13 protein-coding genes are annotated in these 12,455 nt (G+C 37.7%); 7 read left to right on the forward strand and 6 right to left on the reverse strand.

The window, feature by feature from the left end:
• Positions 1-65: 65 nt before the first annotated feature.
• Positions 66-674, forward strand: a complete 609-nt coding sequence (locus AEQSU_RS05305; protein WP_014781828.1) for a superoxide dismutase — start codon at positions 66-68, stop codon at positions 672-674.
• An 88-nt stretch (positions 675-762) separates the two neighbouring features.
• Here AEQSU_RS05305 and AEQSU_RS05310 read toward each other — a convergent pair whose 3' ends face one another.
• From AEQSU_RS05310 to purN, 4 genes are all read right to left on the reverse strand, one after another.
• The gene (locus AEQSU_RS05310) at positions 763-2,661 is read right to left on the reverse strand and encodes an amidophosphoribosyltransferase (RefSeq protein ID WP_014781829.1); all 1,899 of its coding nucleotides are present in this window, start codon (positions 2,659-2,661) and stop codon (positions 763-765) included.
• Between the two features lie 105 nt (positions 2,662-2,766).
• Positions 2,767-3,690: a PfkB family carbohydrate kinase gene (locus AEQSU_RS05315; RefSeq protein WP_014781830.1), complete on the reverse strand. Its 924-nt coding sequence runs from the start codon at positions 3,688-3,690 to the stop codon at positions 2,767-2,769.
• 90 nt (positions 3,691-3,780) lie between these two features.
• On the reverse strand, positions 3,781-4,413 hold the full coding sequence (locus tag AEQSU_RS05320; protein WP_014781831.1) for a ribonuclease H1 domain-containing protein: 633 nt from the start codon (positions 4,411-4,413) through the stop codon (positions 3,781-3,783).
• The gene (purN, locus tag AEQSU_RS05325) at positions 4,406-4,978 is read right to left on the reverse strand and encodes a phosphoribosylglycinamide formyltransferase (RefSeq protein ID WP_014781832.1); all 573 of its coding nucleotides are present in this window, start codon (positions 4,976-4,978) and stop codon (positions 4,406-4,408) included. Before purN ends, AEQSU_RS05320 begins: the two co-directional genes overlap by 8 nt.
• 286 nt (positions 4,979-5,264) lie before the next feature.
• On the opposite strand from purN, the gene AEQSU_RS05330 reads away from it, so the two are divergent.
• The 5 genes from AEQSU_RS05330 (at position 5,265) to pyk (ending at position 9,631) form a co-directional block, all read left to right on the forward strand.
• Positions 5,265-5,498: an acyl carrier protein gene (locus tag AEQSU_RS05330; RefSeq protein WP_014781833.1), complete on the forward strand. Its 234-nt coding sequence runs from the start codon at positions 5,265-5,267 to the stop codon at positions 5,496-5,498.
• Positions 5,499-5,508: 10 nt separating this feature from the next.
• Positions 5,509-6,762, forward strand: a complete 1,254-nt coding sequence (gene fabF, locus AEQSU_RS05335; RefSeq protein ID WP_014781834.1) for a beta-ketoacyl-ACP synthase II — start codon at positions 5,509-5,511, stop codon at positions 6,760-6,762.
• An 8-nt stretch (positions 6,763-6,770) separates the two neighbouring features.
• Positions 6,771-7,514 (forward strand): ribonuclease III, encoded by a 744-nt coding sequence (gene rnc, locus AEQSU_RS05340; protein ID WP_014781835.1) that lies wholly within the window; start codon positions 6,771-6,773, stop codon positions 7,512-7,514.
• A 194-nt stretch (positions 7,515-7,708) separates the two neighbouring features.
• Entirely contained in the window at positions 7,709-8,200 is a 492-nt protein-coding gene (locus AEQSU_RS05345; protein WP_014781836.1) for an IPExxxVDY family protein, read from the forward strand.
• A complete protein-coding gene (gene pyk, locus AEQSU_RS05350; protein ID WP_014781837.1) occupies positions 8,201-9,631 on the forward strand; it encodes a pyruvate kinase in 1,431 nt (476 codons plus the stop codon). It abuts the gene before it with no gap.
• Between the two features lie 105 nt (positions 9,632-9,736).
• Here pyk and AEQSU_RS05355 read toward each other — a convergent pair whose 3' ends face one another.
• Complete coding sequence (locus tag AEQSU_RS05355) at positions 9,737-10,498, reverse strand: SH3 domain-containing protein (RefSeq protein WP_014781838.1); 762 nt, start codon at positions 10,496-10,498, stop codon at positions 9,737-9,739.
• 126 nt (positions 10,499-10,624) lie between these two features.
• On the reverse strand, positions 10,625-11,728 hold the full coding sequence (dinB, locus tag AEQSU_RS05360) for a DNA polymerase IV (RefSeq protein WP_014781839.1): 1,104 nt from the start codon (positions 11,726-11,728) through the stop codon (positions 10,625-10,627).
• A 70-nt stretch (positions 11,729-11,798) separates the two neighbouring features.
• Here dinB and AEQSU_RS05365 point away from each other — a divergent pair, with 70 nt between their 5' ends.
• Entirely contained in the window at positions 11,799-12,455 is a 657-nt protein-coding gene (locus AEQSU_RS05365; protein WP_014781840.1) for an NAD(P)H-binding protein, read from the forward strand.

Here is a 12,455-nt window from a genome sequence, read left to right on the forward strand (position 1 = left end):
TTAAATTATGATAATGGTTAAATTTGAGGGAATTTAGTAATAACCAATAAAAAAACGATATAATTATGTCTTTCGAATTACCAAAATTACCGTACGCGTTTGACGCATTAGAACCAAACATCGATGCAAAAACGATGGAAATACACCACGATAAACATCACCAAGGTTATACAGATAAACTGAATGGTGCTATTAAAGGAACAGATAAAGAGAATAAATCTATTGAAGATATTTTGAAAAATCTAGATATGGACAATAAAGCTGTTCGTAATAATGGTGGTGGATTTTATAACCACAGCCTTTTCTGGAAAGTAATGTCACCAAAAGGTGGTGGAAAACCTTCAGGCGATGTAGCAAAAGCTATAGACGATGCCTTTGGAAGTTTTGATGCTTTTAAAGAGAAATTTTCTGACGCTGCAAAAACACAATTCGGCTCAGGTTGGGCTTGGCTTTGTGTACATAAAGGCGGAAAAGTTGAAGTTTGTTCAACACCAAATCAAGACAACCCATTAATGCCAAAAGTAGGTTGCGGTGGAACACCAATTTTAGGATTGGATGTTTGGGAACACGCATATTACCTAAAATACCAAAACAAGCGTCCAGATTACGTTGGTGCTTTTTGGAATGTAATTAACTGGGACGAAGTTTCTGCTAATTATGCTAAGAATAAATAATAGCTAAATAAAAAGCTATTCATAAAAAAATCCGCAATCAAACTTTTGATTGCGGATTTTTTTTACTTGAAGCTTTTATAATTCAGAATTAATAAGCACGTTCTGGATTTCCTTCGTAAAAGTTTATGTAAGCTCGGTTTACAACTCTATTTCCTCCGGCTGTTGGATAGTTACCCGTAAAATACCAATCTCCAAGATTTTTCGGGCAAGCTTTATGCAAATCATCTACAGATTGAAAAATCAATTTTACTTTTGCTGTAATGTTTTCTTCGCTTACTATTTCAGCAATTTTATCTGAAATTTCTTCATCGGTAAAAGGAGCGTATAATTTTTTTACATGATTAATCATTGAAGCGTCCTCAACTGTTACCTGCTCTTTACACTTATGATATATTTCTTCAACTATAGCATAAGTTCCACGGTCTTTGTGAAGAGCCAATGCTGCCTGAAAAGCAATTAATCCTTCCAAACGCGCCATATCTATTCCGTAGCAATCTGGATAACGAATTTGCGGAGCGGATGAAACTACTACAATTTGTTTTGGATGAAGTCGGTCTAGCATTTTCAAAATACTCTTCTTCAATGTTGTTCCGCGAACGATGCTATCGTCTATAATTACTAAATTATCGTCGGGTTTTACTACGCCATAGGTTACATCATAAACGTGCGCTACCAAGTCGTCTCGGCTACTATCATCCGTAATAAAAGTTCTTAGTTTTACGTCTTTGATGGCAATTTTTTCGGTGCGAATTTTATGAGCTTGTATTTGCTGAAGTCTTTCCTTTGTTAAGGTTTTTCGCTCTTTTATAATTGCTTCGTTTTTCTGTTTGTTCAGTTCGTCTTGGGCAGCTTCCAACATGCCATAAAAGGAAGTTTCCGCGGTATTTGGTATAAAAGAAAAAACTGAATTTTCAGTATCAAAATCAATAGCCTGCAATATTTTCGGCATTATTAATTTACCAAGCATTTTCCGTTCTTGATAGATTTCTGCATCGCTTCCGCGTGAAAAATAGATACGTTCAAAAGAACAAGATCTTCTTTCTAAAGGAGCGAGAATTTCTTTAATTTTTACCGTTCCGCATTTTTCGATAATGATTGCCTTTCCAGGGTCCAACTCTTTTACATCGTCAAAAGGAACGTTAAACACAGTTTGAATTGCTGGTCTTTCTGAAGCAACTACAACAACTTCATCATCTTGGTAAAAATATACAGGACGTATTCCTGCAGGATCGCGTAACACAAAAGAATCTCCGTGGCCCAAAAGTCCCGCCATAGCATAGCCACCGTCCCAATCTGCGGCTGATCTACGAAGAATTTTGGCAACATTCAAATTTTCGGCAATGTATGGCGATGCTTCTTGTTTGTTCAAGCCTTTGGCCTTCGCTTTTTTGTATAGCTTGCGAACGGCATCGTCCAAAAAGTGACCTATTTTTTCCATTACAGTAACAGTATCAGCCTTCTCTTTTGGGTGCATTCCGAGTTTTATGAGATTATCAAAAAGCTCGTTGGTATTGGTCATATTGAAATTTCCCGCAATAATTAAATTTCGGTGCATCCAATTATTTTGTCGTAGAAAAGGGTGAACATTTTCAACGCTATTTATCCCGAAGGTTCCGTAACGAACGTGGCCCAAAAGCAATTCACCTATATATGGAATGTTTTTTTTCTGAGCGGCAACATCGTCCTTGTATTCTGGATGCTGAGAAAATTCGTGATTTATACGTTCGTTTATTTGAGCAAAAATATCTTGAATGGGCTGAGCTGCATTTGAACGAACACGACTTATATAGCGCTCTCCTGGATTAACGTCTAATTTAATACTGGCAAAACCTGCACCATCCTGACCACGATTGTGCTGCTTTTCCATCATTAAATACATTTTGTTTACTCCGTAAAATGCAGTTCCGTATTTTTCCTTGTAATATTCCAAAGGCTTCAACAGTCTTACTAGGGCAATTCCACATTCGTGTTTTAAGGCGTCGCTCATTTTTGAACTTAATTGTTAATAGTTATTAGTTTTTGTGTGATTCTATTGTCGTTTTTCTATAAATAAATTTACACAAAAAACGCCCTGAATTTCAGGGCGCGTATTTTAGGTTAACTTAATGTCAAATTGTGTTAAGCTTTTAAATTGCTGTATGCGCTCGTGAACTTCTTTATTTGTGAGGTTGAGCAATCTTTCCGGTCCAAACTTTTCTACACAGAACGAAGCCAGTGCGGAACCGTTGATGATGGCACTCTTCATATTAATATAACTATAATCTCCTGTTCTTGCTAAGTAGCCTGTAAATCCGCCAGCAAAAGTATCACCAGCGCCAGTTGGGTCAAAAACCTCGCGCAATGGCATTGCTGGTGCGAAGAAAACGTCGTCCTCACTAAAAAGTAATGCGCCGTGCTCACCCTTCTTTATAACTACGTATTTCGGACCCATTTCCATTATTTTATGAGCGGCTTTTACTAAGGAATATTCTCCCGAAAGTTGTCTTGCTTCTTCATCATTAATAGTAATCACATCTACTTTTGCTATAACCTGCATCAATTCGTTCAAAGCACTGTTCATCCAAAAATTCATCGTGTCCAAAACAATTAGTTTTGGCGAATCCATTTGCTCGATTACGCCTAACTGCACTAATGGGTGTAAGTTTCCAAGCATAACTACTTCGGCATCGCGATAGTTTTCTGGGACTTGAGGGTTGAAATCTGCAAGCACGTTTAAATCTGTGATTAATGTGTCGCGAGTATTCATATCATTGTGATATTTTCCGCTCCAGAAGAAGGTTTTTCCGTTTTCAACAACTTCAAGACCTGTTAGATCCATTCCTTTTGCTTCAAGCATTTTTAAGTCTTCTTTCGGAAAATCGCCACCAACAATTGAAACTATTGCGCCGTCAACTTTAAATTGCGAAGCTGCCAAGCCTATATAGGTCGCGGCACCACCAAGGATTTTATCGGTTTTCCCGAACGGGGTTTCAATAGCGTCAAAGGCTACGGTTCCTACTATTACGAGTTTGCTCATAAATGGTTTTTGAAATGAGGTGCAAATTTAATCAAATTAATTTAGAATCTGGAGCCATTTCCAAGCATTGAAGATACTTTATATTAGAAACTATTTTCTTCCAAAATCTGCAGGAATTTCGCCCCATGCTTTGGTTTCCCACTTAACGATTTTTGTTTCGTATTTATTAGTTTTTAGCCAGTTTTCCGCACGGGCAACCAGTTCAAAAAGGGTTTTGTTTTTTGCAGATTGTTTCAGTTTTGTGTTGCATTTTTTCTTTTCTACCCAACCCACTGCAATACGCGAATCGGTATAAAGAATGCGGTCGCTTGCTTTTTTTTGAAGAAAAGCCAAGCCATGAACAAGTGCCAAAAATTCACCAATATTATTGGTCCCCTGTTGAAATGGACCTTGATGGAATAATTGTTTGTGCGTTTGAGTATCTACGCCACGGTATTCCATTTTTCCGGGATTGCCGCTAGACGCTGCATCAACAGCAATGGAATAAAGGTTGGGCTCCCCTATTTTTTGTAGCTGCTCTTTTGAAAGTGTTTTCTTAACTGTCTTTCCTTTAAAATCTGCGTAGTTCTTATTATAAGCTTTTTTGGCTTCATCAAAGGTTTCGAAACTTTTGTATTGTGCACCTGCTACCCCATGAATAGAGCGTTTACATTCCTCCCAGCTTCCAAAAATACCAGCGGGATTTCCGAACCAGACTACATAAAATTTCTGCTTTTTAGCCATTACGAAGTATTTCTTCAATTATTTTAGGAAAACATTCATATTCCAGTTTATGGATTTTTTTTGCAACTGTTTCAGGAGTTTCATTTTTTAAAAGTTTTACTTTTTTCTGTGAAATAATTGTGCCTTCGTCATAGTTTTCGTTCACATAATGAATGGTTATTCCTGTTTCAACTTCATTATTTTTTACAACAGCCTCGTGCACTAAGTTGCCGTACATTCCTTTTCCTCCGTATTTGGGAAGTAATGCCGGATGAATGTTTATCACTTTGTTTGGAAATGCTTTCAAAATGATTTCAGGAAATTTCAACAGAAAACCTGCTAAAACTATAAGATCTAACTCGCTTTTTTTCAAAAATTTTAAAACTCCGTCTTCAGAAATCAATTCATCTTTAGTGAAAGAAACCGCAGCAATACCATGATTTTGCGCCCGTTCCAAAACTTTGGCATCTTTCTTGTTTGAAAGCACAAGAACGACCTCGGCAAATTGGGTTCGTTGAAAGTATTTAATAATGTTCTCGGTGTTGGTACCACTACCAGACGCAAAAATTACAATTCGCTTCTTCATTCTCGTTTCCAAAAGTTATTCTCGAAGTAAATATTAACAAATAAAAAACAAAAGTAGGCAATAGGGTTTTACTTCTCCCAAAATTGTTTAAATTGGTTCAATCTTTCAATTATATTTTATAATATTGGTAGGTTTGAATGCGCAGAGAAATTAATGCGCATTTCTCCATTTCTGTTAAAATGTGAAAAACAAATAGTATCAAAGCCACATTTTTAACATTAAATGGTGTTTTCAATTAAAATATTTTATTTTTGCCACTTATAATTAAATTTAAAAATCAAGAATTATGTCAGACATTGCATCACGAGTAAAAGCGATTATCGTAGACAAATTAGGTGTAGACGAAAACGAAGTTGTAAACGAAGCTAGCTTCACTAACGACTTAGGAGCAGACTCCCTAGATACGGTAGAGCTTATTATGGAATTTGAAAAAGAATTTGATATCCAAATTCCAGACGACCAAGCTGAAAACATTGCTACAGTTGGTCAAGCAATCTCCTATATAGAAGCAGCAAAATAAAAATTCTTCTATGGAATTAAAGCGAGTTGTAGTTACAGGCCTTGGCGCCCTTACCCCTATTGGCAACAATATTCAAGAATATTGGGATGCCCTTGTTAGCGGGAAAAGTGGCTGCGCGCCTATAACATATTTTGATACTGAAAAGTTCAAAACAAAATTCGCTTGCGAATTGAAGAATTTCAACGCAGAAGATCATTTTGATCGGAAAGAAGCCCGAAAACTTGACCGTTTTGCCCAATATGCCCTTGTATCTTCAGATGAAGCCATTCTCGATGCGGGAATAGACTTTATTGATGTAGATAAATTTAGAGTAGGTGTAATTTGGGGTGCTGGAATAGGCGGGTTGGAGACTTTTCAGAATGAAGTAATAAACTTTGCAGAAGGGGATGGAACACCGCGTTTCAACCCCTTCTTTATTCCTAAAATGATTGCAGACATTGCTCCTGGAAACATTTCCATAAAGCATGGTTTTATGGGACCTAACTATACTACGGTTTCAGCCTGTGCTTCATCTGCAAACGCTATGATTGATGCTTTCAATTATATTCGCTTAGGCCAGTGCGACATTATTGTTACTGGAGGAAGCGAAGCCGCAGTAACTATGGCAGGAATGGGTGGTTTCAATGCAATGCACGCTTTATCTACCCGTAATGAAAGTCCTGAAACGGCATCGCGTCCTTTTGATGCGACCCGTGACGGTTTTGTTTTGGGCGAAGGTGCTGGCGCATTAATCCTTGAGGAATATGAACACGCAAAAAAGCGTGGCGCAAAAATTTATGCAGAACTTGTTGGTGGCGGTATGAGCAGCGATGCGTACCATATGACTGCTCCACATCCTGATGGAATTGGCGTAGAACGCGTAATGCTAAACTGCCTGCGCGATGCCAATATGGATCCTAGTGAAGTGGATGCCATAAACACTCACGGAACTTCAACTCCCCTTGGCGATGTTGCCGAATTGAAAGCTATTGTAAAAGTTTTTGGCAAACATGCTAAGGACATTAATATCAATTCAACAAAATCCATGACCGGACACCTTTTGGGTGCGGCTGGAGCTATAGAGGCAATATCCTCTATATTGTCAATGAAATACGGAATTGTTCCACCTACCATAAATCATACCACGGTAGATGAAAACATAGATCCTTCCTTAAACCTTACCTTAAACAAAGCTCAAAAACGTGAAATTAACGTTGCTATGAGCAATACTTTCGGGTTTGGCGGGCACAATGCGTGTGTGCTATTTAAAAAACTTGACGCCTAACATAATTAATGGCATCCATTAAAAACATATTTTCTTCCCGTACAGATAAAGACGGGGAATTTTTTAATTCCCTAAAAAAAATATTGGGGTTTAAACCCAAAGACCTTTCCATATATGAGACTGCTTTTACGCATCGCTCCACAAATGAAAAAAATGATAACGGGCAACCACAAAACTATGAAAGACTTGAGTTTATGGGCGATGCCATGCTTGGCGCCGTTATAGCCGCTCATCTTTTCAAAAAAGTGCCAGACGGAAACGAAGGATATCTTACCAAAATGCGAAGCAAAGTAGTGAGTCGAGAACATTTAAATGAACTTGGCCGTGATCTTCAATTGGTGAAATTTTTAAAAACAACCATTCCCAAACAACAGTTTAGCGGTAATATTTACGGAAACGTTTTTGAAGCATTGGTTGGCGCCATATATTTAGATCGTGGATTTAAGTATTGCGAAAAATTCATTCAAAAAAGGGTCATAAAACCTTATGTGGACATTAAAAAACTGGAAGGAAAAGTAATTAGTTACAAAAGTCTATTTATTGAATGGTGCCAGAAACACAAGAAACAGTTCAATTTTGAAATTTACGAAGACACGGGTAAAGATCAATTGAAGCATTTTGCCGTTCGCTTAAAATTGAATGACGAAGTTGTGGCAAAAGCACGAGCAACTTCGAAAAAGAAAGCTGAGGAACGCGCCGCAAAACGAGCTTTTTATAAACTTAAGATAAAGGTTGATACGGAACATCATTGATTTTTTTCTTTTGAATAGCATCAACTTTTCATAAGTCGAAAAGATTAAAAAACTTTAAATCAAGATCATTCCTTAGTAAAGATGATTTTTCAATAGTACTTCCAAAAAGATTCATGCCCTTTCCATTTTGCACGTGGGTTTACTTGCCTATTTTTGTGATAGCTCCAAGAAGATAAAAAAACGGTGTTTAAAAAATGGTAACCCACAAGCTTATTTATGACGAGGAAATGGAAGAGCCCTTCACACTTGTGGCCATCCATAGCAGCGAAGAAGAGTATAAAGTTGCCTATTTGATGAATCAGCATCTCAATACTCGTTTCAAAAGAAGAAGGATAGATATTGATTTACCATCGAAGAGTTTAATGATTACCTTCCCAATATTCGATTTTTTGGATGAACTTAATTATGCACAATTTCATCTTGTTTCAAATAAATGCAGAACCGTGGAAGCAAGCTTGCAAAGCTCTGGCGGACTTTTTTCAGAAATTGATTCCGAAAAAGTAACCAATCATTTTCTGCTTCCCGAATTTAAAAAAGTGGATTTTTTTCTGAAAATATATTCAGATTTTGAAAATGTGTCGCTGCAATCTTTAGTTTCACAAATAAACAATATTGCACAGATTGTTTCTGCGTATGTTGTGGAAACTGAAACCATAAAATCTAAAAACAATTTAATTTTCGATTAAATGTCAAATAAAAAAAGAACAAAAATAGTTGCAACCCTTGGTCCCGCCACTTCTTCTGAAGAAATCCTGAAACACATGATTTTAGAAGGCGTAGATGTTTTTAGGGTAAATTTTTCGCACGCAGATTATGCCACTGTTGAAAAAACTATTAAAATAATCCGAAAACTTTCCGAAGAACTAGACACTCATGTTGCAATTCTAGGTGATCTACAAGGTCCAAAACTTCGTGTTGGAGTAATGAAAGAAGAAGTTGTGGTACATCCAGGTGATGAACTGCTTTTTTGTACCGGAAAGGAATTTGAAGGCACCAGGAAAAAAGTTTATATGAATTATGACGATTTTCCAAAAGACGTAAACCCAGGCGAGCGCGTACTTTTGGACGACGGTAAACTTATTTTTGAAGTCTTGGAAACCAATAAAAAAGATACCGTGAAGGTAATGGTAGTACAAGGTGGTCCGTTGCGTTCCAAAAAAGGCGTAAACCTCCCGAATACTAAAATTTCACTTCCAGCTTTGACTCCAAAAGACAAAGAAGACGCCATTTTTGCCATTGAACAAAAAGTAGATTGGATGGCGCTTTCCTTCGTTCGTCACGCTGAAGATTTAAAGGAATTACAGGCGTTGATAGAGGCACATTCTGAATATAAAATTCCAATAATCGCCAAAATTGAAAAACCTGAAGCCGTTGAAAATATAGATAAAATCATTGCCTATTGTGACGGTATTATGGTTGCCCGTGGCGATTTGGGCGTAGAAGTTCCCGCAGAGGAAGTTCCTTTAATTCAAAAAGAACTGGTTTTAACCGCAAAAAGAGCGCGTATTCCAGTAATCATCGCAACCCAAATGATGGAAACGATGATAACTTCACTTACGCCAACGCGGGCTGAAGTAAACGATGTTGCAAACTCCGTAATGGACGGCGCTGATGCGGTGATGCTTTCCGGCGAAACTTCAGTGGGGAATTATCCTGTTGCAGTTATAAAAACAATGGCAAAGATTTTGAAAAGTGTAGAAAATTCTGAATTAATACACGTACCTCAACAACCGCCTCAGATTAAGACTAATCGTTACGTAACCAAATCCATCTGCTACCACGCGGCGCTTATGGCCAATGAAATTGAAGCACAAGCCATCTGTACGTTAACAAATAGTGGTTATACCGCTTTCCAGATTTCTGCTTGGCGACCTTCTGCTTTTATCTTGGCGTTTACCAGCAACAAACGCATTCTTGCCCGTTTAAATTTATTGTGGGGCGTAAAAGCGTTTTATTATGATAAATATGTAAGCACCGACGAAACCGTGGACGATGTAAATAGAATTGCTGCTGAAAAAGGCTATGTACACAAAGGCGATTACCTAATAAACCTCGCGGCAATGCCTATTGTAGATAAGGGAATGGTGAATACGTTGCGGGTTACGCAAGTGAAATAACCTGATTGCAAATAGTGCAGCACCAATTTTAATTTGGAGTCAATTGCACATTACCAATCGGTTCGTTGGACGGCATTAATTTTATGATTTGAGAGCACCGTTTATTTAATCCGCCACCTCCACCTTTTCAAGTTTCATCCCATCCGCTTCTTTAGTAATAGTAACCATATAACCAAAACCAGTAGTTTTATAATTATAAACTATTTTCTGAAGCACATTGTCGTCCCGCGAAATCTGTAGCTCGCTCACAAAATCATTTTTCTTCTTGTTCCCATTTTGTTGGGTTTCACTATTGGAACCCTTTGGGTTCGGAAACGCAAATTCCTTTGGTATTGCAAACAGTTGCTGCGCCGTAAAAAAAGCCTCGTGCCATTTATCCGTAGGCAACACTAGTGTTTCAGTTTTTGTGGGTTTGCTAGAAGTGCCGCCTGTAGCTTCGGAATAATTCACTTGTGGAAAATCTTTCTTTAACTCTTCAGTATAATTTTTTGCAGAAGCATCTTCCCCCGCAGGATAAAATTTCGATAGAAAACCGTTAAACACAAAACCTTTTTTATTGTTGAATTCCACTTCATCCATTGCACCGTCAATTCCGCCCACATTCATTGTGGTTTTTCCTTCGGCTTTTAAAATTTTCACTTTCGTGCCCAAAGGCATTACTGCAAGTTTAGCACTTTGAAGATTTGGAAACTCCCGCAACGTTAGCCCGCTCACTGCTGTAACATACATAGATTCGGGTAAAGTTTCAGCAGGAATTGAATCTGTTACAACAGTTTGTGTTTCTTCGGTGGTTTTAGCGTCATTTTTACAGGAAAAAAGAATGGCAAAGCCTGCAATGGCAAGAATGGAGATAGCTACAGTTTTCATAATTTGGAGTTTTAAATTAGTTTAAAGATAAGTAGCTTTCTATCATATTTCAAATTTTTACAGTTTTCCTCCCTTGTCATTGCGATGCACGAAGCAATCATGGAGGTGCCGAAGGCGGAGGGGGCTTTAAAATTCTAGTTTAAGTTGTACGTCTATCGATACCTTCAAAACGTCCTTCTCCTTTGGGGTTTCGTTGTTTAGGTTCGAAATTGAAATTCCCAACAACCGTACCGACTCCTTCATCCTTTCTTGAAATAACAATTCTTTAACTACATCAAGAATCAATTCTTTGGAAGCAACAAACAATGGAAGCGTTTTACTACGCGTTTGTAATGTGAAATCGCTGTATTTAATTTTCAGTGTAACCGTTTTTCCTGCCAGTTTGCTTTTGTGTAAGCGTTTTTCAACCTCAGCGGCTATTTCATCCAGACGTTCCATCATAAAAATTTCTGAAGAAATATTTTCAAAAAAAGTATGTTCCGCCGCCAAGGATTTCTGCGTTCGCGATGGTTTCACTTTGCTGTTGTGAATTCCACGGACTACATTATGATAAAACGCACCACTTTTCCCGAAGTTTTCCTCTAAGAATTCTAAGGATTTTCCTTTTAAATCCTTTCCGGTATAAATCCCCAAACGGTACATTTTCTCTTTGGTAACCTTACCAACGCCATAGAATTTTTTGACATCCAAGGTTTCTAAAAAAGGCACAACTTCCTCTGGCGATAGCGTTTTTTGTCCGTTTGGCTTATTAATATCGCTGGCAATTTTCGCCACGAATTTATTTATTGAAATCCCTGCCGAAGCATTCAAACCTGTTTTCTTTTTTATCTTTTTCCGAATTTCTTCAGCAATCATCGAAGCACTGGGATTACCTTTTTTGTTTTCGGTAACGTCCAGATAGGCTTCATCCAAAGAAAGTGGTTCCACCAAATCAGTATATTCAAGAAATATCTTTCTTATTTGTTTTGAAACTTCTTTGTAACGATCAAAATTGGTTTTTACAAAAATCAGTTCTGGACAAAGTTTTCGTGCCATGGCACCGCTCATTGCGCTACGAACACCAAATTTCCTAGCTTCATAACTCGCCGCTGCAACCACACCACGCTGTCCGCTGCCGCCTACCGCCAAAGGCTTTCCACGTAATTCTGGATTATCCAACTGCTCTACAGATGCGTAAAAAGCGTCCATATCTATATGGATAATTTTACGGATGGGTATTTCGTGCAGCATCCTGCAAATTTAATATCTTTAATGTCTGGTTGAGCGCAGTCGAAACCTATTTTTAATGGAAATATATTCAATGAAAAAAACCGCAATCATATTAGGCGCAACAGGATTAACAGGAAGTATTCTGCTTGAAATGCTCTTAGAAGATTCTTCCTTTGAAAAAATTAAGCTTTTTTCACGAAGTTCCGCAGAAAATAAATCGCCAAAAATTGAAGAACATTTAATAGATATGTTCCAATTAGAAGATTATTCCGAAGCCTTTAAAGCCGACGTAGTTTTCTGCTGTATTGGTACCACAAAATCGAAAACTCCGAATAAAGAAACCTATAAAAAGATTGATTACGGTATTCCTGTTACCGCTGCAAAACTCGCAAAACAAAACGGAATTAGTACGTTTATTGTAATTTCAGCTTTGGGTGCAGACGAAAATAGCAGTGTTTTTTACAACAAAACAAAAGGCGAAATGCAACGCGATGTTTTGAAACAGCATATTGAAAACACTTATATTTTACAACCTTCATTAATAGTTGGCGATCGTGGAGAAAGCAGATTGGGCGAGAAAGTCGCAACATTATTTATGAAAACATTCGGGTTTTTAATCCCGAAGAAATACAAAATGATTAAAGCCGAAACCATTGCCGAAGCGATGGTGGTTTTGGCGAAACAAGGCTTTCCAAAACAACAAATCACTTCAGACGAAATTAAACAAATAGCAATAAAAACGAATTAA

The sequence above is a fragment of the Aequorivita sublithincola DSM 14238 genome (assembly GCF_000265385.1).
GTDB classification, from domain to species: Bacteria; Bacteroidota; Bacteroidia; order Flavobacteriales; family Flavobacteriaceae; genus Aequorivita; species Aequorivita sublithincola.

Bases quoted from the DNA above. Each gene is read 5' to 3' on its own strand.
- AEQSU_RS05305 (WP_014781828.1), top strand. From the start codon at position 66: ATGTCTTTCGAATTACCAAAATTACCGTACGCGTTTGACGCATTAGAA.
- AEQSU_RS05310 (WP_014781829.1), bottom strand. From the start codon at position 2,661: ATGAGCGACGCCTTAAAACACGAATGTGGAATTGCCCTAGTAAGACTG.
- AEQSU_RS05315 (WP_014781830.1), bottom strand. From the start codon at position 3,690: ATGAGCAAACTCGTAATAGTAGGAACCGTAGCCTTTGACGCTATTGAA.
- AEQSU_RS05320 (WP_014781831.1), bottom strand. From the start codon at position 4,413: ATGGCTAAAAAGCAGAAATTTTATGTAGTCTGGTTCGGAAATCCCGCT.
- purN (WP_014781832.1), bottom strand. From the start codon at position 4,978: ATGAAGAAGCGAATTGTAATTTTTGCGTCTGGTAGTGGTACCAACACC.
- AEQSU_RS05330 (WP_014781833.1), top strand. From the start codon at position 5,265: ATGTCAGACATTGCATCACGAGTAAAAGCGATTATCGTAGACAAATTA.
- fabF (WP_014781834.1), top strand. From the start codon at position 5,509: ATGGAATTAAAGCGAGTTGTAGTTACAGGCCTTGGCGCCCTTACCCCT.
- rnc (WP_014781835.1), top strand. From the start codon at position 6,771: ATGGCATCCATTAAAAACATATTTTCTTCCCGTACAGATAAAGACGGG.
- AEQSU_RS05345 (WP_014781836.1), top strand. From the start codon at position 7,709: ATGGTAACCCACAAGCTTATTTATGACGAGGAAATGGAAGAGCCCTTC.
- pyk (WP_014781837.1), top strand. From the start codon at position 8,201: ATGTCAAATAAAAAAAGAACAAAAATAGTTGCAACCCTTGGTCCCGCC.
- AEQSU_RS05355 (WP_014781838.1), bottom strand. From the start codon at position 10,498: ATGAAAACTGTAGCTATCTCCATTCTTGCCATTGCAGGCTTTGCCATT.
- dinB (WP_014781839.1), bottom strand. From the start codon at position 11,728: ATGCTGCACGAAATACCCATCCGTAAAATTATCCATATAGATATGGAC.
- AEQSU_RS05365 (WP_014781840.1), top strand. From the start codon at position 11,799: ATGAAAAAAACCGCAATCATATTAGGCGCAACAGGATTAACAGGAAGT.